We start from the raw sequence: 19,450 nt of genomic DNA, 5'->3' as shown, positions 1-19,450 counted from the left end.
TCACTCCCCGCGCGTGCCCGCCCGCTCGGCGAGCATCCGGTTGTACTCCTCGAGATCGGCCTCGCCGTCACGATCGGCCTTGCGGTCGCGGCGCTTCGCCTCGCGCGCGTCGCTGCGCGACCACATGACCGCGACCAGGATCGCGAGCGACACGGTCGGGATCTCGCCGACGCTCCACGCGATGCCGCCCGCGGCCTGCTGGTCGACGAGCGGGGGATCGCCCCAGGTGCGCCCCATCGCGCCATACCAGTCGGAGAGGAACAGCCCCGAGCTCTCGATGATCGACAGACCGAAGAAGGCGTGCATCGCCATCGTGGCGAGCAGCAGCAGCAGGCGCAGCGGATACGGCGGCCGGTGCGGCACCGGGTCGATGCCGACCAGCATCTGCACGAAGAGGTAGCCCGTGATGAGGAAGTGCACGGTCATCCACACGTGCCCGAGGTGATCGCTCGTCGCCCAGCGGAACAGCGGCGAGTAGTAGAAGACCCAGAGCGACCCGGCGAACAGGATGCTGGCCACGATCGGGTGCGACAGGAACCCGGCGATCTTCGAGTGCACCGCCAGCAGGATCCACTCGCGCGGGCCGCGACTGCCGTCCTGCCGCTTGTCGATCGCCCGCATCGCGAGCGTCACCGGAGCCGAGAGCACCAGGAACAGCGGGATGGCCATGGTGAGCACCATGTGCACCATCATGTGCGCGCTGAACAGGTACTCCTCGTAGACGTTCGGCATGCCGTTCGTCGACCACAGGAGGACGAGCATCCCGACCACCCACAGCACCGCGCGATACCAGGGCCAGTGATCGCCGCGGCGACGCAGCCGCCACACCCCGGCGAGGTAGAAGAAGATGCCGAACGCGACGATGAGCGCCCACATCAGGTCGAGGTTCCACGACGTGATCCAGCCGACCGGCGTCAGCTCGGGCGGCAGCGGCTTGTCGGTCAGCAGCTCGGCCGGCGTCGGGGCCTTCAGGTCGGCCGTGCCGGTGTCGGCGATCGGCGTCTGCGTGCGCCCGAGCGCGACGGCGACACCCGAGGCGATGCCCATGAACGCGATCTCGGCGACGACGAGGATCCAGAAGCGGCTGCTGCCCTCGCTGCGACCCAGGCCCCGGATGAGCACCCGCCGCTGCACGGCCCCGAACAGTCCGAGCGCGAGCAGCGCCGCGACTTTGACGAGCACGAGGATGCCGTACGGCGTCAGCAGGTTCGGCAGGTTGCCGACGCGGATCGCCGCGCTGACGTAGCCGGATGCGGCCACGACGATGAACGCGATCAGCGCGAGGGTCGAGTAGCGGCTCAGCACCGTCACGAGGCGCCCGCGGTCGAGGGTGCCCTTGAGCAGGACGAGCGTCAGCAGGCCGCCGAGCCAGATCGCGGCGAGACCCATGTGCAGCCAGATCGCGGTCGCGGCGATGTCGTGCGTCGAGCTGTCGCCCGAGTGCCCCTCGTTCGACAGACGCGCCAGGGCCGCGGCGCCGACCACGAACACGCCCAGCAGCAGCACCTGGTGGCGCACGGCGAAGCAGAGCACCGTGATGACCGCGCCGGCGAGCATCATCACGAGCCACGCCTGACCGGCCGATACCTGCGTGAGGAACTGCCCGAAGGCCTGGCCGTAGCTGTCGTCGAACGCGACCGGCTGCACGTAGACGCTCTGGAAGGTGAAGAACGCGGTCGCCGCGCTCGTGACCGTCCAGGCGGCGCCGGCCGCGGCGGCCACATCCAGAGCGCGCGCGTACTCGCGCTCGCGGGGGCTCAGCGCGATCAGCGCCAGCAGCAGCGAGCCGAGGGTCAGTCCGACCGAGAGGTTGACGAGGGTCTTCGAGATCGGCAGTCCCCAGCGCACGATCGGGCCGGGGTCGACGATCGCGGGAGCCTGCGCACCGCCGCCGAACGCGAGGGCGAGGATGACGGCGACGAGGGCGGCCGCGACGAGGGCGGCGGGACCCGCCACCTTGAGAGGGCGCGGCACCCCGGAATTCTAGGCTCTCGCGGCTGTGCGGCTTCCCACCGCATCCGGAGCACCGCATCCGACCGTCACCTCCGATGACGACGTGCCCCGAGCCGAAGCTCATCCGGATACGACGAAGGGCGCCGACCAGCGATGGTCGACGCCCTTCGGTGAAGTCGCGAGACTTACTTGGCGGCAGCCTTGAGCTTCGAGCCCGCCGAGACCTTGACGCGGTAGCCCGCGGGGATCTTGATGGTCTCGCCCGTGGCGGGGTTGCGGCCCTCGCGCGCGGCGCTCTCGGTGCGCTCCACCGACAGCCAGCCGGGGATGGAGACCTTGGTGCCCGACTTGACCGACTCGGCCAGCGTGGCGAAGAGCGAGTCGATGACCTGTCCGACGGCGGCCTGGCTCTGACCCGAGTCGGCAGCGATCTTCGCGACGAGCTCGGTCTTGTTCAGGGTGTTGTCAGCCATGGATGTCCTCCTGGACCTTCTGCAGTTTTTCGATACCGCGATCAGAGATGAACGGGACGTTCACCGGCTCCCGCGCGGACTCCGGGGGAGCCTCTGAAAAGCCGGTGGCGGCCCGGGGATGCCCCCGAACCGCCACTGAACCTACCAGGAAGACTTCGTGATTCCGGGCAATTCTCCGCGATGCGCCATGTCACGGAAACGCACACGCGAGATGCCGTACTGGCTGAGGACACCGCGGGGGCGTCCGTCGATCGCGTCGCGGTTGCGCAGACGGATGGGCGAGGCGTCGCGGGGCAGCTTCTGCAGGCCCTGGCGCGCGGCCTCACGCGACTCGTCGGTCCCGTTCGGGTCGATGAGCGCCTTCTTCAGCTCGAGGCGCTTCGCGGCGTACCGCGCGACGATCTCGGCGCGCTGGTTGTTCTTGGCGATCTTGCTCTTCTTGGCCATGGCCTTAGCGCTCCTCTCGGAATTCGACGTGCTTGCGGACCACCGGGTCGTACTTCTTGAGCACGATGCGGTCGGGGTTGTTGCGGCGGTTCTTGCGGGTCACGTAGGTGTACCCGGTGCCGGCCGTCGAGCGGAGCTTGATGATGGGACGGACGTCCTGTGCCTTCTTGGCCATCAGATCTTCTCCCCACGGGCCAGCAGGTCCTTGACGACCGACTCGATGCCGCGAGCGTCAATGACCTTGATGCCCTTGGCGGACAGCGTCAGGGTCACGGTGCGCTTGAGCGACGGGACGTAGTACTTCTTCTTCTGCACGTTCGGGTCGAAGCGGCGCTTCGTCCGGCGGTGCGAGTGCGAGATGTTGTGTCCGAAGCCGGGAACGGCTCCGGTCACCTGGCACACGGCTGCCATGGTTCCTCCAAATCGAGACGGATCTCTCCGTCGGCTACCGTGGGCCGGCGAGACGAATCCCGTGCCGACCCACCCAAGGTCACTTGTCGGCGTGCCGAGGCCGCATCCAGGATGCGGTGGCACACAAGAAGAAGCGCACCGAGATGCGCAACCCTCCGAGGGTACCCGACGATCCGCTCCCCGGCAATCCGGGATGCGGGCGTCAGCTGCAGCGATAGCCGTTGAGCAGACCGAGCACGGTGGTGATCGTGTAGGTCTTCGCTGGCGAGGTGGCGGCGAGCCAGGTGGTGCTCCCGTTGCTCCACTTGGCGGTGATCGTCACCGTCGACGACTGCCCGAGTGCGAGCACGCCCATCGAGATGCTGTAGCTCGTGACGTTGCCTGCGACCTCGGCGCTGCCGCTCCCGGCCGTGCCGGACCAGGACAGCAGATACGAGGTCGGAGCCAGGCCGTCGGCGGTCGCGACGGGTGCCGTCCACACCAGCGGGACCGCGCCGCCCCCGAGCAGGCTCACCTGAGCCTCATTGGGGTTGCAGGCGAACACCGTCACCGGGTTCACCTTGAGCGTCGTCAGCGTGCCGGTCACGACCTCGGCGTCGGTCCAGGCCGCATCCGTGCGGTGGATCGTGTTGCCGGCACCGAAGGCGACCGCGAACCCCAGTGCGGCCGCGGCGAGCGCGGCGGCCGGCGCGACCCAGCGGCGTCGGCCGGTCGCGATCTGCTCCGTGGATGCGCGCCTCACGCCGCACCCCCGGGGATCCACGAGCGTCGGCGCCGCGCGAGCGCGGCGAGCCCGAGCCCGCTGCCGACCGCACCGAGAGCCAGGAGCGCGGCCGGCCAGCTGCCGGCGACGCCCGTTCCGGCGAGGCTGCCGCGGCCGGAGCCGCCGAGACCGCCCGCGCCACCGGCGCCACCGGCACCGCCGCCCGATCCGTCGCCGTTGCCGACCCCGCCGCTGCCGACACCCGCATCCCCGGCGCCCCACACCTGCACGCGCAGCAGCGCCTCGGCCTCGTTCGGGATGCCCTCGGCCACCGAGACCCGCACGAGCATCCACTGCTGCGCCGGGATCTCGACGTCGGCGAACCAGCGCGCGTCCATCGCCGTGGCGGGCGCGGTCGCGGCGACGACGCTGCTGCCGACGACGTAGGGCTCCTCTCCCGCCGCGCACACGCCGCCGCTCCAGCGCACGTCGCAGCCGAGCACATCCACCCTCAGACCGGCGGCCGACGCCGGCGGCGAATCGAGGCCGAGCCCGACGTGCAGGGTGCCGACGTCGGAGTCGTGACTGCGCACGCCCACCTGCCAGTCGGCGCTGGTGCCGGGCGCCATCGACTCCATCGCCTCCACGTCGCCGATGCTGATCAGCTCGATGTGCTCGCTGCGCACGATGGTCTCGAGCTCCTCGGCGGACGCCGGGGCCGGTGCGACGAACGGGATCAGCGTCGCCGCACCGGCGGTCACCAGCACGACGGCGAGGGTCGCGCCCCCGGGCGCCGTCGCCGCGCGCGGCTCGAGCTCGTCGCGAGGGTCCGGTTCGCCCGGTCGGCGCCGCGGCCAGAACGCCCACGTCACCAGCATGGCGGCGCCGATCGTCAGCGCGCCGAGCACGAAGGGGTTGCCGAACCCGGCGACCACGGGCGCCACGCCCGGCACCGAGAACCGCACGATGCGCACCTGGTTGACGCGGTAGGGCTCGGGGTCGTCGCTCGCGTTCCCGTCGCCGCGCAGGGTCAGGTCGCGTTCGGCGCTGTCGGGGCCGCCGACCGTCTCGATCACCCGCACGCGGTGGGTGATCGGCAGCTGTCCGCCCGGCCGGTCGACCGTGACGACGTCGCCGACCTTCACCTCCGTCGCCGGGATCTGCTGCACGATCGCGGCCGACCCGGCCGGGATCGTCGGCGTCATCGACCCCGTCGAGAACAGGATGATCGTGACGTGGAACACGGTCGCCGCGACCACCGCGGCGAGGCAGACCGCACCGCCGGCCGCCGCCAGCCAGAGCACCACATCCACCAGCACCGAGCGCGCCCGCACCCGCGGCGCCGGGCGGCGGTGCGCCATCGGCGAGGTGCTGGTGCGGGTCACGGGATCTCTCCTGGTCGGGGGGTCAGAGGCGAGTGGATGCGGCGGCTCAACTGGACTGCGTGGTGAAGGTCCAGGTCGCGGAGCCGCTGAGCGTCTGGGTCGTGGTCGGGGCGTTCTCGGCGAGGTAGACCTGGAAGCAGAACGCCGTCGCCGTGCCCGGCGTCGCGCCGGCCGCCGCGGCCAGCGGATTCACGACACCGCTGTTCTGCCCGGTGGTCAGCGTCGGTGCGGTGCTCGCCGAGCCGACGACCCAGTTCGGCGTGCCGGCGAACGCGGTCGCGTCGCAGGTCGCGGCCGTGTCGAGGCGCACCACGCGGTACTGCGTCCAGGCGCCGAGGGTCGCCCCGCCGGTGCCCGACATGGTCGCCCCGCCGAGGCTGGCGGTTCCGGTCACCGACTGCGCGATCGTGCGGATGCGCACGTTCGTGTAGCTCGGCACCCCCGGCACGAAGCCGGTCGCCGACAGCGCCACGGTCACCCCGGGAGCCGTCGCGCTGTCGGCGAAGGCGCCGCCGTTCACGCTCGACTGCGTGCCGAAGTACGACGCGGTGAACGTGCCCCGCGCCATCTCCGCGTCGTTCCACGCCGCCAGCGTGAAGCCGGCCCCCAGTCCGAGAGCGAGCCCGCCGGCGATCGCCGCCCGCACCCGCACCGACACGCGCCGCCGAGGAGTCTCCGTGACGCGAGGCTCCATCAAGGGAGCCTCGGCCACGGCGTGCGTCGACGCAGTGGATGCGGGGGCGGGCGACCGGGGCGACGCGCTGTCGCCCGCATCCATCGCCCGCCCGATCGCTAGACCGACTGGGCCGCGAACTGCCAGGTGGCGGTGCCGGTCTGGCCCTGCACCAGACCCGAGCCGGCCGTCACCTTGAAGCACAGGTTGACCGGCGCTCCCGCCGCTCCGCCCGTGCCCTTCGCGAGGTCGAACGTCACCGCCGTGCCGCCCGTGCTGTCCATGGCGGTGCCCGCCGCGACCAGCGCGGTGCCGGTCGTGGCGGCCGTGCATCCGAAGCTCGTGGTCTGCAGCAGCGTGTAGGTGAGGTTCGAGACCGTGCCGCTGGTCGCCGCGCTCGTCACCGTCACGGTCGCCGCATTGGTGGTCGCCGCGGTGAGCTGCACCGCGAACGGCGCCGCCGTCACGTCACCCGGGGTCAGCGCCGCCGCGGGGACCGTGAACGCGAGCGTGGCCGGAGTGCCCACCGCGTTGTGGTTCGCGAACGTCGTGCCGTCGGTCGAGCCGACCATGTCGAAGCTTCCTGCGGTGAACGTGCCCTGGGCGAACTCGGAGTCGTTCCACGCCGCGAGCGTCGCCGCGGCACCCACGCCGAGCACGAGGCCTCCGGCGAGGATCGCGGCCACCCGGCGCGAACGCCAGCGCCTCGGTCGGGTCGTCTCCTGAACTGTCGTCGTCATGACCGGCTCCCTGATCTGCCGTCACTGCGTCGACGCGGTGGTTGTGGAGGAACTCGGTGCCCTTCCCCGCGCCGACGATCCCGTGCCGACAGGGTACGCCTGAGACGCGCTCAGGTCACCCCCGGGTCACCCCGGAGTCTGCTCGGAGCCTGAGACCGCCTCAGCCCTTCGCGCCGAGACCCTTCGCCGTGCACGCCGGGCACAGGCCGAAGACGTCGACCACGTGCTCGGGCAGGGTGTAGCCGTGCTTCGCGGCGACCTGGTGCGCCCACGTCTCCACCGCATCCGCCTCGATCTCGACGGTCGCACCGCAGCTGCGGCAGATCAGGTGGTGGTGGTGCTTGCCGGGGGTGCAGGCGCGGTAGAGCGACTCGCCCTCCTGCTGCAGCGAGTCGGCCTCGCCCGTCGACTCGAGGTCGGCGAGCGCGCGGTACACGGTGGCGAGCCCGATCGTCGAGCCCTGCTCGCGCAGCCCCGAGTGCAGGGCCTGCGCGCTGACGAAGCCGTCGCGGTCGCCGAGCGCCCCGCGCACGGCCTCGCGCTGCCAGGTGTTGCGTCGTGCGGTCATGCCAGAACCTCCGTCGCGATGATTCTCTCGCGTCGCACCCGCGAGCGCTGCCAGGCGATCACCCGCGCGATCACGTAGATCAGGAACGAGATCGTGGTCACATAGGGGCTGATCGGCACCGACGCGCCCAGCGCCAGCAGGATTCCGCCCACCAGCGACACGGTCGCGAACACGACGCTGAGCACCGGCACCCACACCGGGGATGCGGTGAGCCGCAGCGCCGCCGCGGCCGGCGTCACCAGGATCGACAGCACCAGCAGCGCCCCCACGATCTGCACGCTCACGGCGATCGTCAGACCGAGCAGCAGCATGAAGACGAGCGAGAGAGCGCGGGCGGGCACGCCGCGGGCGACGGCGACATCCGCATCCAGGCTCGCGAACACCAGCGGACGCCACACGACCGCCAGACCCACGACGACGACCGCGCAGATCACGAGCAGCGCGCCGAGACGCGGGTCGTCGACCGCGACGATCTGTCCGGTGAGCAGGCCGAACTTGTTCGCCGATCGGCCCGGGAACAGCGCCAGACAGAGGATGCCGATGCCGAGACCGAAGGGCATCAGCACGGCGATGATCGAGTTGCGATCACGCGCTCGCGTGCCGAGGATGCCGATCAGCGCCGCCGCGATCAGCGAGCCGACGACCGCGCCCTGCACCACGCCGAGGCCGAGCAGCAGACCCGCCGAGGCCCCCGCGAAGCTCAGCTCGCTGATGCCGTGCACGGCGAACGCCATGTCGCGCTGCATCACGAAGACGCCGATCAGCCCGCCCGCGATGCCGAGCACCGCGCCGGCGAAGATCGAGTTGCGCAGCAGCACGATCAGCTCGCCGTAGTCGCTGAAGTCGAAGATCGCGCTCCAGAGGTCGTTCACGCGAGGCCTCCCTGCCCGGCGGTGAACCCCGAGGTGTGCGGGTGGCCCGCGTGCTCGGCGTGATCCTCGTCATCGTGGTGGTGCGACGAGTCGGGGACCCCGACCACGACCACGCGCCCGCCCGTGCGGATCACGTCGATCGGCGAGTCGTAGAGCTCGCTCAGCACCTCGCTGCGCAGCACCTCGTCGGGCGTGCCGATGCGGAATGCGCCGTTCGCCAGGTAGAGCACCCGATCGACCATGCCGAGGATCGGGTTCACGTCGTGCGTCACGAACAGCACGCCGAGCTCGCGCTCGCGACGCTGCCGATCGATCAGCTCGCTCACCTCGCGCTGGTGCCGCAGGTCGAGCGAGATGAGCGGCTCGTCGCACAGCAGCAGGCGCGGGTCACCCGCGAGCGACTGGCCCACGCGCAGGCGCTGCTGCTCGCCGCCCGAGAGCTGCCCGAGGGGGCGGTCGCCGAAACCGGATGCTCCGACCGAGTCGAGCAGGGCATCCACTCGCTCACGTCGCGCACGGCTCGGCCAGCCCGGCCCGAGGCGGTGGCCGTCGACGCCGAGGCCCACCAGGTCGCGACCGCGCAGCGGCGTGCCCGGCTCGGCCAGCTTCTGCTGGGGGATGTAGCCGATGCGGCGATCTCCGCCGTGGATGCGCTCGCCGAGCAGCTCGGCCGACCCGGCCGTCAGCTGCTGCTGCCCCAGGATCACCTTGAGCAGGCTGGTCTTGCCCGAGCCGTTCGCGCCGAGCACGGCGACGAACTCGCCCGTGGCGACCTCGAGATCCAGGCCGCTCCAGAGGCGGCGGCTGCCGTAGGCGAGACTCGCCCCGCTCAGCCGCAGCACCGTCATCCCCTCATGCTCCCACGCGCGGGCGACCCCCGCGTCCGCCGCCGGAGCGGGGGATGCGGGGGTCGTCGCGGGGTACGTCGGCGTCGCGCTCGTGGCGGGCTCCCTGTCGCGGTCGGTCGGTCGCGGTCGGTCGGTCGCGGTCGGTCGGCTCAGGCGCCGAGCGCCGAGCTGATCTGCTCGATCACGCTCGTCTGCCAGCTCAGGTAGTCCTCACCCTTCGGCAGGGTCTCGGTCACGCCGACGGCCGGGATGCCGGCGTCCTTCGCGGCGGCCAGCACCTGCTCGGTCTGCGGGCCGTCGGTCTGCTCGTTGTAGACCAGCAGCGCGACCTTCTTCTCGCTGAACAGGGCGAGCGTCTCCTGCATCACACGCACGGGCGCGTCGGTGCCCTCCTCGATCGACTCGCTGAACTCGTCGGGGGTCGCATTGCTGAAGCCGGCGGCGTCGAGCAGGTAGAGCGGAACGGGCTCGGTGATCGCGACCGACTGCCCCTCGGCGGTGCCCTTCAGCGTGTCGACGTCGGCGGTCAGCTCGTCGAGGCCCTTCTGGAAGGTCGCGAGGTTCTCCTTGACCGTGTCGGCCGCATCCGGGTCGGCCTTCTCGACGGCGGCGGCGAACTGCTCGGCCACCTTGCCGACCGTCGGGTAGTCGTACCACATGTGCTCGTTGAACTCGCCCTCGGCGGGCTCCTGGTCGTAGCCCGAGATGTCGGCCGCGTTGAGCACGACGGCGTCGGAGTTGTCGGCCGACTTCAGCATGGTGTCCATGAAGTCGTCGTAGCCGCCGCCGTTCTCGATCACGATGTCGGCCTTCGACAGCGAGAGCTGCGTGCGGGCGTCGGCCTCGTACTCGTGCGGGTCCTTGTCGGGGTCGTCGATGACGCTCGTGACCGTGACGGCGTCGCCGCCGATCGCCTCGGCGATCGAGCCGTAGACGTCGGTCGAGGCGACGACCGTGACGGTGCCGCTGTCGGCGCCCGCGGCGGAATCGGACGAGGTGGATGCGCAGCCGGCCAGCCCGAGGGCGGCGACGGCGAGCAGAGCGGGGGCAGCGAGGGCTCGGGTCTTCACGAGACGCGAGCGTACGCCTTATTGATAATCGAAGTCAAAACGCTTATCAATAGCCGCGGCTGGCGCGGCCGGCGGTCGCTCTCAGTCGAGCAACAGCGCCGGCTCCTCGAGCACGGCCGCGATGTCGGCGGTGAAGCGGCTCGCCACATCCCCGTCGACGACGCGGTGGTCGAAGCTCGCGCCCACGGTCGTCACGAAGGCCGGACGCACCTCGCCGTCGATCACCCACGGCTTCTGCTTGATCGCGCCGAGCGCGACGATGCCGACCTCGCCCGGGTTCAGGATCGGGGTGCCCGTGTCCATGCCGAACGATCCGAGGTTCGTGATCGTGATCGTGCCGCCCGCCATCTCGGCCGGCTGCGTCTTGCCGTCGCGGGCGGTGAGCGTCATCTGCTCGAGCGCCTGCGCGAGCTCGAGCAGGCTGAGCTTCTCGGCGTCCTTGATGTTCGGCACGATCAGGCCGCGCGGCGTGGCCGCGGCGATGCCGAGGTTCACGTAGTGCCGCACGATGATCTCCTTGTCGGTCCAGCTGGAGTTCACCGTGGGGTTGCGGCGCACCGCCCAGATCACGGCCTTGGCCATGACCAGCAGCGGGCTCACGCGCACGCCCGCGAAGGTCGGCGAGGCCTTGAGGCGCTTGACGAACTCCATCGTGCGGGTCGCGTTCACGTCGCTGAACACGCTGACGTGCGGGGCCGTGAAGGCGCTCTCGACCATCGCCTTGGCGATCGCCTTGCGCACGCCCTTCACCGGGATGCGCTCCTCGCGGTCGGTCGGCCACTCGGGCGTCTCGATGTTGCGGAACACGCTCGCCTGCTGCGCGTGACGGATCACGTCGTCGCGCGTGATCTCGCCGGCGAGACCCGTGCCGGGCACGGTCTCGAGCTGCACGCCGAGATCCTTGGCGAGCTTGCGGATCGGGGGCTTCGCGATGACGGGCGACGCGGATGCGGCGGGCACCGACACGAGGGCCGCGGCAGCCGGGCGGGCGGGCTGCGGGTCGGTCGCGGCGGGCGCGGAGCCGTCGGGCGTCGGCAGCGGAGCCGGGCGACGGCGACGCGAGGTCGCGTGGCCGCCGGCCGAGCCGTAGCCGACCAGCACGGCGCCGGGCTTGTCCTCCTGCTCGGCGGCCTGCGCGGGAGTCGGGGTGGGAGCGGGGGCCGCGGCAGCGGCATCCACCGAACCGGGCGCGCCCGGTGCCGCGGCGGCGGCGCGCGGGGCGTGATCGTTCGTGTCGGTCGGGCCGACCCACGCCGACTCGTCGCTCACCGGCGCCTGCAGGTCGATCGACCCGGCGGCGGAGTTCACGCGGATGATCGGCGTGCCGACCTCGACGGTCGCACCCTCATCGACCAGCAGCTCCTGCACGGTGCCGGCGAAGGGCGACGGCAGCTCGACGAGCGACTTCGCGGTCTCGATCTCGACCAGCACCTGGTTGACCGTGACGGTGTCGCCGGGCGCGACGCGCCAGCTGACGATCTCGGCCTCGGTCAGACCCTCGCCGACGTCGGGAAGGGGGAACTCGGATGCCACCACAGGGTGCTCCTTCGGTATGGATGCGGAAGAACGGTCCGGCTGTCGCGCGGGGATTCTGCGGGCGGGGTTCGGCGGTCGGTCGATGCGGTCGGTCGGTGCAGTCGGTCAGTAGGCGAGCGCGCGGTCGACGGCCTCGAGCACACGGTCGGCGTCGGGCAGGTAGCTGCCTTCGAGCTTCGCGGGCGGGAACGGGGTGTCGAATCCACTGACGCGCAGCACCGGGGCCTCGAGCGAGTAGAACGCGCGCTCGGCGATCGTCGCGGCGATCTCGGAGCCGACGCTGACGTTCTGCGGCGCCTCCTGCGCGACCACGACGCGACCGGTCTTCTGCACGCTCTCGATGATCGGGACGTAGTCGATCGGCGAGATCGAGCGCAGGTCGATGACCTCGACGCTCGTGCCCTCCTCGGCGGCGATCTCGGCGGCCTGCAGCAGGGTCGCGACCATGGCGCCGTGGCCGATCAGCGTGACCTCGGTGCCGGTGCGCACGACGCGGCTGCGGTGCATCGGCACCGCGGTGCCCGCATCCAGCTGCACTTCGCCGCGCTGCCAGTAGCGGCTCTTCGGCTCGAGGAACAGCACGGGGTCGTTCGAGCGGATCGCCTCCTGGATCATCCAGTAGGCGTCGTGCGGCGTCGCCGGGCTGACCAGACGCAGACCCGCGGTGTGCGCGAAGTACGCCTCGGGGCTCTCCTGGTGATGCTCGACGGCGCCGATGTGGCCACCGTAGGGCACGCGGATGACGACCGGGAACGACTGGCTGCCTTCGTGCCGGTAGGTCTGCTTGGCCAGCTGGGTCGTGATCTGGTCGAAGCCCGGGAAGATGAAGCCGTCGAACTGGATCTCGACCACGGGGCGGAAGCCGCGCATCGCGAGGCCGATGGCCGACCCGATGATGCCCGACTCGGCGAGCGGGGTGTCAAGCACGCGCTTGTCGCCGAACTCGGCGTGCAGGTGCTCGGTGACGCGGAAGACACCGCCCAGCGGGCCGATGTCCTCGCCCATCATGAGCACCTTGGGGTCGTCGAGCATCGCCTGGCGCAGGCCAGAGTTGATGGCCTTCGAGAGGGTCAGCTTCTGCACGGTCGGCTCGGCCGCCGTGACGGCGGGCGGGGTCGTGCCGGCGTCGGGCGTGGACGTCGCGGCGTCGGTGTGGATGTCGGTCATCCCTCGGTCCCTTCGAAGGAGCGCTCGTAGGCGTCGAGCCAGGCGCGCTGCTGCTCGATCACGGGGTGCGGCTCGCTGTAGACGTGCTCGAAGATCTTGCTGGTCGGCGGGTCGACGAGCTCCAGGGTCTTGCGGCGCACATCGGCGGCGAGATCCTCGGCCTCGCGGGCGACGTCGGCGAAGAACTCCTCGCTCGCTCCGCGCGCGCGCAGGAACGCCTCGTAGCGGCTGATCGGGTCGCGCTCACCCCAGTAGGCGAGCTCGTCGTTCTGCCGATACTTGGTGGGGTCGTCGCTCGTGGTGTGGGCGCCCATGCGGTAGGTGAGCGCCTCGATGAAGCGCGGTCCCTGACCGGAGCGGGCCGCATCCAGTGCGGTGCTCGTGACGGCGTAGCTCGCGAGCACGTCGTTGCCGTCGATCTGCCAGCTCGGGATGCCGAAGCCCTGCGAGCGCAGGTAGAGGGGAGTGCGCGACTGGCGCTCGACCGGCACCGAGATGGCCCAGTGGTTGTTCTGCAGGAACAGGACCTGGGGGGTCTGGTAGCTGGAGGCGAAGACGAAGGCCTCGCTGACATCCCCCTGGCTCGTGGCGCCGTCGCCGAAGAAGACGAGAACCGCCTCGTCCTTCTCCGGGTCGCCGGTGCCGCTGGCGCCGTCGAGGGCGACGCCCATGGCGTAGCCGGTCGCGTGCAGCGACTGCGAGCCGATCACCAGCGTGTAGAGGTGGAGGTTGTTGTGCTCCTTCGGGTCCCAGCCGCCGTGGCTGAGGCCGCGCAGCATCTCGATGAGACGCATCGGGTCGACGCCGCGGATCTTGGCGACCACGTGCTCGCGGTAGGCGGGGAAGATGTGGTCCTGCGGGCGGGCCGCGAGGCCGGCGCCGACCTGGGCGCCCTCCTGGCCGAGGCTCGGGATCCAAAGGGCGAGCTGGCCCTGGCGCTGCAGGTTGCCGGCCTCGATGTCGAAGCGGCGGATGACCACCATCTCGCGGTGGAACCGCTGCAGCGCGGCGTCGTCGAGCGCCTCGATGCGGGGCAGGAACTCCTCGTTGGCGGCGTTCCGCACGAGGCTCCCGTCCGGCGCGAGCAGCTGGATGGGCGCGGCGTCGGCAAGCATGGAGTTCAGCCTAGACCCGCGTTTCCGGCCCCCAGTGGGAGGGTTCTCACAACCTCTTCCGCAGATCGCAGGAGAGGTTCGACAGATTCCTCTTCGCCCACCGAGACGCGGATGCCCTCGGGGAAGACGCGCGCGACGATGCCGTGCTTCTCCAGGATCTCGGCCGCGGCGGGGCTGTGCTCGCCGGTCGCGAGCCAGAGGAAGTTGCCCTGCGGCTCGGGAATCGACCATCCCTGGGCGCGCAGCGCATCACGCAGACGGTCGCGGCGCTCGATCAGCTCGGCGACGCGCTCGCGCAGCTCGGCGTCGTGGTCGAGCGCGGCGATCGCGGCGCGCTGGGCGGGCTCGGTGACCGAGAGCGGGATGGCCGTCGACCGCGCCGCGTTCAGGATCTCGACCGGACCCAGCGCGTAGCCGACGCGCAGACCGGCCAGACCGTAGGCCTTGCTGAAGGTGCGCAGCACGACCAGGTTCGGGTGGCGCTCGAGCAGCGGGACGCCGTCGACCGCGGCCGGGTCGGTCACGAACTCGCGGTAGGCCTCGTCGAGCAGCACGAGCAGGGTCGGCGGCACCGCATCCATGAAGGCGGCGAACTCGTCGGCCGTGACGATCGGACCGGTCGGGTTGTTGGGCGTGCAGACGATCACGGCGCGCGTGCGGTCGGTGATCGCGGCGGCGAGCGCCGGCAGGTCGTGGCCGCCGTCGGCGCGGTTCGGAACCGTGACGCTGGTCGCGCCGGCCACCGTGACGAGGCCGGGGTAGGCCTCGAACGAGCGCCAGGAGTAGGCCACCTCGTCGCCGGGGCCGGCCGCGGCGAGGATCAGCTGCTGCAGCAGGGCCACCGAGCCCGAGCCGACGTGGATGCGGTCGGCCTCCACGCCGAAGATCGTCGCCAGGCGCGCGCGCAGCGCTGTGGCCGCGGCGTCGGGGTAGCGCTCGACGCTGGCGGCGGCGATCGCCTCGACGACGGCGGGATGCGGCGGGTACGGGTTCTCGTTCGACGAGAGCTTGAACGCGTCCGGTGCGGCGGGGCGGCCCTGGCGGTAGGGCTGCAGCGCGGCGATCTCGGGGCGGAGCGTGACGGCCATGGCGCTCAGCCTAGGGTCGCGGGGTGAACGCGCGTGATCTCCGGGAACGCCGGGCACGCCGCCCGCCGTCGCTCGCCCTCGCCTGCGAGAATGACTCTCCATGAGGCGCTTCATCGTCCGGCTGCTGATCAACGCCCTCGCGCTGTGGCTGACCGTGCTCATCCTGAGCCCGCATGTCGCGGTCACCTCGTGGGAGCCCGGCACGCAGCCCGCCGACCTGCTGACGTACCTGATCGTCGCGCTCGTCTTCGGCATCGTGAACGGCATCGTGGGCAACCTGGTGCGCATCATCGCGTTCCCTCTGTACGTGATCACGCTCGGGCTGCTGTCGCTCGTCGTGAACGCGCTGCTGCTGATCCTCGTCGCGTGGCTCACGGGCCTGCTCGGCTTCGGTCTGTCGATCGAGGACTTCTGGTGGGGCGTGCTGGGCGCGATCCTGCTCGGCGTCTTCAGCTGGATCATCGGCATCATCCTTCGGCCCTTGATGGGCCGCCCGCGCGAGACGCGCTGACTCCCGAACCCCAGCCGGGGCGGGGCGCGACATCCCCGCCGTCGGCGCGGTACGTGTCGTACTCGCTCGTCTCGATGCGGTAGCCGCTCTGCCGGGCGTAGTCGCCCGTGAAGTCGTCGAGCCGTCGCAGCTCGCGGGTCAGCTGCGGCGAGCTCGCCCGCTGCAGGTCGGTCGCCGTGTCGACGTAGGAGTCGCGCTGGTGCGCCGGCACGACCTTCTCGTCGGCCGCGAAGCCGCCCGCCCGCGCCTGCTGGTCGACGAGCAGGCGGTCGGTCGGCACCTGCTGCCCGCTCAGCGCGTGCACGAAGTCGTCGCTGTGGTGAACGTCGTAGCCCGCGATGCCCGACGGCAGATCGATGTTGCGCGTCGGGCCGCCCCAGGTCTCGAGCCCGACCACGTTCCAGTCTCCGGATGCCGCGAGCCGCCCAGCGACGAGGCCGCCCTGCGAGAACCCGGTCAACTGCACCTCGTCGTCCGCGCCGATGCCGGCGTGCTGCATCGCGAGCTCGACCGCACGCACCGATCCCGCCGAGTCGCCCGCGACCCCGCCGACATTGCTCGTCAGGTCGAAGGGCATCGTCGTCGCCTCGGGCGAGAAGGTCTCCGTCGGCGGCACGTAGACGACGTAGCGCGGCGGCTGGCCCGGCGTCGTGTGCTTCTCGATGCGCACCACGCCCTCGTCGGGGATGCGCAGCAGCCGCTCCTTCGGACCCACCGCGCGGTCCGCGGCGACCCCCTCGGCGATCCCGTGCTTCACCGGGATCACGCCGACGCCGGTCTCGCGGAAGAACCCGAGCGGCCGGGCCACCGCCACGAGCGCCCGCGCGTTGTCCTCGACGCCGCCCCGCCCGGCGGCTCGCGCGAGCGCCAAGGCCGCCGGCGGCACGCCCAGCGCGCCGAGCGTCACGTCGTCGGCGTTGTCGCCGATGAAGCGCACGAACTCGTCGAGCTCGGGGCTCGTGACCCAGGCGGGGTTGTCCTTCACGGACCTGCCGATCGCCGCGCTCTTCTCGCTCGGCGTGCGACCGGGCAGTGCGGCGTAGGCGACCGCGGCTCCGGCGAGCAGCAGGGGCGCGTTGGCGAGCGCGGCGAGCCCGGCGATCCGCGCCGCCGCCCCGCCGAAGACCTGCACGCCGACGACCGCGACGCCGCGCAGTCCGCGACCCGCCGCATCCTCGGCAGCCGCGTAGCCGTCGGCCGCCGCGCCCACCAGCGGCGCGATGACGCCGACCGTCGTGTCGAGGCGATGCACGCGGGCGCGCAGCAGCTCGAGGGGATCACCGCCGACCGGACCTCCGGCTCCCGACGGCAGCTGCTGAAGCCGCCGGATGCGCCGCGCCACCGCCGCGATGTCGCCGTCGAGCGCGGTCAGCCGCGATCGGTAGGCGAGCATCCCGTCGGTCTGCACGCCGACGATGCCGCGACCGCTCAGCTGCAGCGGACCCCGCCCGGCCGCACCCAGCCCGCGCCCGGCCCACTGGTCGGGGTCAGCCACGAGCCGCGACCAGCTCGATCGTCGCGTGCTCGACGAGCTCGTGCGCGGCCTCGGTCGCCGAGCGCAGCTGGTCGCGCATCCGCTCGGCCGTGCGCTCCTGCATCGCCGAGGCCGGCCCGCTCCAGTCGCCCGGGTCGAGCCGCGGCGGATCGCGATGCCATCCGCTCAGCTGCTCGTGCACCCGCGTCGCCAGGCGCAGCCGCTCCTCGAGCTGCGCGATCGTCGCCGCCATGTCGATCCCTCCTCTCGCGACCACCGCGGTGATCGCGACGCGTGCCCGGCCGAGCCCTGCGACGAGGATGCGCGCCGGCGTGAGCACCGGCGTCGGCCTCGCGCCGATCGGTGCACAACCGCGCGTGTGCACGCGCTGGGGAGGAGGCCGACACCCGGCCCTCCTCCCCAGCCCGGCCGTCCGGTCGCCTTCCGACATCCGCTCGAATTCACCCCTCCCGCCGTGACCGCGAGCGGGCATGATGTTCCGCATGACGGGTTCGCATGCGCGCTCCCCGTTCCGGATCTGCTTCGTGTGCACCGGCAACATCTGCCGGTCGCCGATGGCCGAGGCGGTTTTCACCCGACTCATCGCCGAGGGCGGATACGAGGGCGCCGTCAGCGTGGAATCAGCCGCCACGGGCGACTGGCACGTCGGCGAGCGCGCCGACCAGCGCACCCGCGACGCGCTGCGGGATGCGGGCTACGACGGCGAGGGCCACCGCGCCCGGCAGTTCGACCCGGCCTGGTTCGCCGACCTCGATCTCGTGGTCGCGTTCGACCGCGGCCAGGAGCGCGTGCTGCGCCAGTGGGCGCCGTCGGAGGAGACGCGCGCGAAGGTAGCATTGCTGCTGTCATTCGACCCCGCATCCGGGCCCGATCTCGACGTGCCGGACCCCTACTACTCCGACGCGGCGACCTTCACCCGGGTGCTGACTCTGATCGAACGGGCGAGCACGGCGCTCTTCCGGCAGATCGAGCCCGCGCTTCCCCACGGAGGATCATGAGCCCCCTGCCCCCGCAACCGGTGAGCCCCCTCGACGGCCGCTACCGCCCCGTCGCCGGCGTGCTCGGCGAGCACCTCAGCGAGGCCGGACTGAACCGCGCCCGCGTGCACGTCGAGGTGGAGTGGCTGATCGCCCTCACCGACCGCGGACTGTTCGGCACGAGCGCGCTGCCGGCCGACAAGAAGGACGCGCTGCGCGCCTTCGCCGCCGACTTCGGTCAGGCCCAGATCGACGAGCTCGCGACCCTCGAGGCCACGACCCGTCACGACGTGAAGGCCGTCGAGTACCTGGTGCGCGGCGAGCTGAGCCGCCAGGGCCTGGATGCGATCGCCGAGCTGACGCACTTCGCCGCGACGAGCGAGGACATCAACAACCTCAGCTACGCGCTCACGATCCGCGCCGCCGTGCACGAGACCTGGCTGCCGCGCTTCCGCGACGTGATCGGCCGGCTGCGCGAGTGGGCCCTGGCCGAGCGCGATCGCCCGATGCTGTCGCACACCCACGGCCAGCCGGCGACCCCGACCACGGTCGGCAAGGAGTTCGCCGTCGTCGTGCACCGGCTCGAGCGGCAGCTGCGCCGCATCGAGGCGGCCGAGTTCCTGGGCAAGTTCAGCGGCGCCACCGGCACCTTCTCGGCGCACCTCGCGGCCGACGCCGACGCCGACTGGCCGGTCATCTCGCGCGAGTTCGTCGAGTCGCTCGGCCTCAGCTGGAACCCGCTGACGACCCAGATCGAGTCGCACGACTGGCAGGCCGAGCTGTTCCAGGCGATCGGTCACGCCAACCGCATCCTGCACAACCTGGCGACGGATGTGTGGACCTACATCTCGATGGGCTACTTCACCCAGGTGCCGCAGCCGGGCGCGACCGGCTCGTCGACGATGCCGCACAAGATCAACCCGATCCGCTTCGAGAACGCCGAGGCGAACCTCGAGCTCAGCTGCGCCCTGCTCGACTCGCTCGCCGCGACCCTGGTGACGAGCCGTCTGCAGCGTGACCTGACCGACTCGACCACGCAGCGCAACGTGGGCGTCGCACTCGGGCACTCGCTGCTCGCGCTCGACAACCTGTTCCGCGGACTCGGCGAGATCGCGGTGTCGGAGACCGCCCTCGCGGCCGACCTCGACGGCAACTGGGAGGTGCTGGCCGAGGCGATCCAGACCGTCATCCGCGCCGAGGTCGCCGCCGGCCGCTCGACGATCGCCGACCCCTATGCGCTGCTCAAGGAGCTCACTCGCGGGCACCGCGTCGGGCAGGCCGACCTGGTCGCCTTCGTGGATGCGCTCGAGATCGGCGACGCCGCGAAGGCCCGCCTGCGCGAGCTCACGCCGGGCACCTATGTGGGGCTCGCGTCGCAGCTCGTGGACCACCTGGGCTGAGCCCGCGGACCGGTTCTG

The 19,450-nt window shown here is 71.6% G+C and carries 22 protein-coding genes; 3 read left to right on the top strand and 19 right to left on the bottom strand.

Translation table 11 applies throughout. The features are described from left to right. From FJ658_RS02465 to FJ658_RS02385, 17 genes are all read right to left on the bottom strand, one after another. Positions 1–1,974 carry a cytochrome c oxidase assembly protein gene (locus FJ658_RS02465; protein ID WP_181408296.1) on the bottom strand — a complete coding sequence of 658 codons (1,974 nt, stop codon included), beginning with the start codon at positions 1,972–1,974 and terminating at the stop codon, positions 1–3. Positions 1,975–2,138: 164 nt separating this feature from the next. Beyond that, positions 2,139–2,426 carry an HU family DNA-binding protein gene (locus tag FJ658_RS02460; RefSeq protein WP_141143799.1) on the bottom strand — a complete coding sequence of 96 codons (288 nt, stop codon included), beginning with the start codon at positions 2,424–2,426 and terminating at the stop codon, positions 2,139–2,141. 141 nt (positions 2,427–2,567) lie between these two features. Further along, on the bottom strand, positions 2,568–2,873 hold the full coding sequence (gene rpsN, locus FJ658_RS02455) for a 30S ribosomal protein S14 (protein ID WP_141143798.1): 306 nt from the start codon (positions 2,871–2,873) through the stop codon (positions 2,568–2,570). A 4-nt stretch (positions 2,874–2,877) separates the two neighbouring features. Next, positions 2,878–3,048, bottom strand: coding sequence for a 50S ribosomal protein L33 (gene rpmG, locus FJ658_RS02450; protein ID WP_029145259.1), 171 nt, complete (start codon positions 3,046–3,048; stop codon positions 2,878–2,880). Continuing rightward, the gene (gene rpmB / locus FJ658_RS02445; protein WP_141143797.1) at positions 3,048–3,284 is read right to left on the bottom strand and encodes a 50S ribosomal protein L28; all 237 of its coding nucleotides are present in this window, start codon (positions 3,282–3,284) and stop codon (positions 3,048–3,050) included. The genes rpmG and rpmB overlap by 1 nt, the downstream gene beginning before the upstream one ends. Positions 3,285–3,486: 202 nt before the next feature. Then, positions 3,487–4,026, bottom strand: a complete 540-nt coding sequence (locus FJ658_RS02440) for a hypothetical protein (protein WP_141143796.1) — start codon at positions 4,024–4,026, stop codon at positions 3,487–3,489. Then, positions 4,023–5,372: a signal peptidase I gene (locus FJ658_RS16620; protein ID WP_219995692.1), complete on the bottom strand. Its 1,350-nt coding sequence runs from the start codon at positions 5,370–5,372 to the stop codon at positions 4,023–4,025. Before FJ658_RS16620 ends, FJ658_RS02440 begins: the two co-directional genes overlap by 4 nt. Before the next feature lie 46 nt (positions 5,373–5,418). Continuing rightward, positions 5,419–6,066: a SipW-dependent-type signal peptide-containing protein gene (locus tag FJ658_RS02430; protein ID WP_141143795.1), complete on the bottom strand. Its 648-nt coding sequence runs from the start codon at positions 6,064–6,066 to the stop codon at positions 5,419–5,421. 98 nt (positions 6,067–6,164) lie between these two features. Further along, on the bottom strand, positions 6,165–6,785 hold the full coding sequence (locus FJ658_RS02425; RefSeq protein ID WP_141143794.1) for a SipW-dependent-type signal peptide-containing protein: 621 nt from the start codon (positions 6,783–6,785) through the stop codon (positions 6,165–6,167). A 160-nt stretch (positions 6,786–6,945) separates the two neighbouring features. Further along, positions 6,946–7,353 carry a Fur family transcriptional regulator gene (locus FJ658_RS02420; RefSeq protein WP_141143793.1) on the bottom strand — a complete coding sequence of 136 codons (408 nt, stop codon included), beginning with the start codon at positions 7,351–7,353 and terminating at the stop codon, positions 6,946–6,948. Further along, positions 7,350–8,225 (bottom strand): metal ABC transporter permease, encoded by an 876-nt coding sequence (locus FJ658_RS02415; RefSeq protein WP_141143792.1) that lies wholly within the window; start codon positions 8,223–8,225, stop codon positions 7,350–7,352. The genes FJ658_RS02420 and FJ658_RS02415 overlap by 4 nt, the downstream gene beginning before the upstream one ends. Continuing rightward, positions 8,222–9,073, bottom strand: a complete 852-nt coding sequence (locus FJ658_RS02410; RefSeq protein WP_141143791.1) for a metal ABC transporter ATP-binding protein — start codon at positions 9,071–9,073, stop codon at positions 8,222–8,224. The genes FJ658_RS02415 and FJ658_RS02410 overlap by 4 nt, the downstream gene beginning before the upstream one ends. A 149-nt stretch (positions 9,074–9,222) precedes the next feature. Next, positions 9,223–10,143 (bottom strand): metal ABC transporter solute-binding protein, Zn/Mn family, encoded by a 921-nt coding sequence (locus FJ658_RS02405; protein WP_141143790.1) that lies wholly within the window; start codon positions 10,141–10,143, stop codon positions 9,223–9,225. Positions 10,144–10,224: 81 nt separating this feature from the next. Further along, on the bottom strand, positions 10,225–11,679 hold the full coding sequence (locus tag FJ658_RS02400; RefSeq protein WP_141143789.1) for a dihydrolipoamide acetyltransferase family protein: 1,455 nt from the start codon (positions 11,677–11,679) through the stop codon (positions 10,225–10,227). 105 nt (positions 11,680–11,784) lie between these two features. Further along, positions 11,785–12,846: an alpha-ketoacid dehydrogenase subunit beta gene (locus tag FJ658_RS02395; RefSeq protein ID WP_141143788.1), complete on the bottom strand. Its 1,062-nt coding sequence runs from the start codon at positions 12,844–12,846 to the stop codon at positions 11,785–11,787. Next, the gene (locus tag FJ658_RS02390; RefSeq protein ID WP_141143787.1) at positions 12,843–13,961 is read right to left on the bottom strand and encodes a thiamine pyrophosphate-dependent dehydrogenase E1 component subunit alpha; all 1,119 of its coding nucleotides are present in this window, start codon (positions 13,959–13,961) and stop codon (positions 12,843–12,845) included. Before FJ658_RS02390 ends, FJ658_RS02395 begins: the two co-directional genes overlap by 4 nt. A gap of 5 nt (positions 13,962–13,966) precedes the next feature. Continuing rightward, positions 13,967–15,049 (bottom strand): histidinol-phosphate transaminase, encoded by a 1,083-nt coding sequence (locus FJ658_RS02385; RefSeq protein ID WP_141143786.1) that lies wholly within the window; start codon positions 15,047–15,049, stop codon positions 13,967–13,969. Between the two features lie 100 nt (positions 15,050–15,149). Here FJ658_RS02385 and FJ658_RS02380 point away from each other — a divergent pair, with 100 nt between their 5' ends. Beyond that, positions 15,150–15,560, top strand: coding sequence for a phage holin family protein (locus FJ658_RS02380; RefSeq protein WP_141143785.1), 411 nt, complete (start codon positions 15,150–15,152; stop codon positions 15,558–15,560). Here the strand turns inward: FJ658_RS02380 and FJ658_RS02375 are convergent. After that, the gene (locus FJ658_RS02375) at positions 15,517–17,055 is read right to left on the bottom strand and encodes a hypothetical protein (protein ID WP_141143784.1); all 1,539 of its coding nucleotides are present in this window, start codon (positions 17,053–17,055) and stop codon (positions 15,517–15,519) included. The two genes, FJ658_RS02380 and FJ658_RS02375, sit on opposite strands and share 44 nt — an antisense overlap. After that, complete coding sequence (locus FJ658_RS02370; protein ID WP_141143783.1) at positions 17,048–17,287, bottom strand: hypothetical protein; 240 nt, start codon at positions 17,285–17,287, stop codon at positions 17,048–17,050. Before FJ658_RS02370 ends, FJ658_RS02375 begins: the two co-directional genes overlap by 8 nt. Before the next feature lie 322 nt (positions 17,288–17,609). Here FJ658_RS02370 and FJ658_RS02365 point away from each other — a divergent pair, with 322 nt between their 5' ends. Both FJ658_RS02365 and purB read left to right on the top strand, forming a co-directional pair. Next, positions 17,610–18,053: a low molecular weight protein-tyrosine-phosphatase gene (locus FJ658_RS02365; protein ID WP_370454747.1), complete on the top strand. Its 444-nt coding sequence runs from the start codon at positions 17,610–17,612 to the stop codon at positions 18,051–18,053. After that, complete coding sequence (purB, locus tag FJ658_RS02360; protein WP_141143781.1) at positions 18,050–19,432, top strand: adenylosuccinate lyase; 1,383 nt, start codon at positions 18,050–18,052, stop codon at positions 19,430–19,432. The genes FJ658_RS02365 and purB overlap by 4 nt, the downstream gene beginning before the upstream one ends. Positions 19,433–19,450: the final 18 nt, after the last annotated feature.

The organism is Schumannella sp. 10F1B-5-1 (genome assembly GCF_006517535.1).
Classification (GTDB): Bacteria; Actinomycetota; Actinomycetes; order Actinomycetales; family Microbacteriaceae; genus Schumannella.
Note: the sequence above shows the minus strand (reverse complement) of the source record. Positions and strands in the feature narration are given on the sequence as shown.

What these genes read in the sequence shown, in the direction of transcription:
- FJ658_RS02460 (WP_141143799.1), bottom strand. Translation starts at nt 2,426, where the DNA reads ATGGCTGACAACACCCTGAACAAGACCGAGCTCGTCGCGAAGATCGCT.
- rpsN (WP_141143798.1), bottom strand. Translation starts at nt 2,873, where the DNA reads ATGGCCAAGAAGAGCAAGATCGCCAAGAACAACCAGCGCGCCGAGATC.
- rpmG (WP_029145259.1), bottom strand. Translation starts at nt 3,048, where the DNA reads ATGGCCAAGAAGGCACAGGACGTCCGTCCCATCATCAAGCTCCGCTCG.
- rpmB (WP_141143797.1), bottom strand. Translation starts at nt 3,284, where the DNA reads ATGGCAGCCGTGTGCCAGGTGACCGGAGCCGTTCCCGGCTTCGGACAC.
- FJ658_RS02430 (WP_141143795.1), bottom strand. Translation starts at nt 6,066, where the DNA reads ATGGAGCCTCGCGTCACGGAGACTCCTCGGCGGCGCGTGTCGGTGCGG.
- FJ658_RS02425 (WP_141143794.1), bottom strand. Translation starts at nt 6,785, where the DNA reads ATGACGACGACAGTTCAGGAGACGACCCGACCGAGGCGCTGGCGTTCG.
- FJ658_RS02420 (WP_141143793.1), bottom strand. Translation starts at nt 7,353, where the DNA reads ATGACCGCACGACGCAACACCTGGCAGCGCGAGGCCGTGCGCGGGGCG.
- FJ658_RS02410 (WP_141143791.1), bottom strand. Translation starts at nt 9,073, where the DNA reads ATGACGGTGCTGCGGCTGAGCGGGGCGAGTCTCGCCTACGGCAGCCGC.
- FJ658_RS02395 (WP_141143788.1), bottom strand. Translation starts at nt 12,846, where the DNA reads ATGACCGACATCCACACCGACGCCGCGACGTCCACGCCCGACGCCGGC.
- FJ658_RS02390 (WP_141143787.1), bottom strand. Translation starts at nt 13,961, where the DNA reads ATGCTTGCCGACGCCGCGCCCATCCAGCTGCTCGCGCCGGACGGGAGC.
- FJ658_RS02385 (WP_141143786.1), bottom strand. Translation starts at nt 15,049, where the DNA reads ATGGCCGTCACGCTCCGCCCCGAGATCGCCGCGCTGCAGCCCTACCGC.
- FJ658_RS02380 (WP_141143785.1), top strand. Translation starts at nt 15,150, where the DNA reads ATGAGGCGCTTCATCGTCCGGCTGCTGATCAACGCCCTCGCGCTGTGG.
- FJ658_RS02370 (WP_141143783.1), bottom strand. Translation starts at nt 17,287, where the DNA reads ATGGCGGCGACGATCGCGCAGCTCGAGGAGCGGCTGCGCCTGGCGACG.
- FJ658_RS02365 (WP_370454747.1), top strand. Translation starts at nt 17,610, where the DNA reads ATGGCCGAGGCGGTTTTCACCCGACTCATCGCCGAGGGCGGATACGAG.
- purB (WP_141143781.1), top strand. Translation starts at nt 18,050, where the DNA reads ATGAGCCCCCTGCCCCCGCAACCGGTGAGCCCCCTCGACGGCCGCTAC.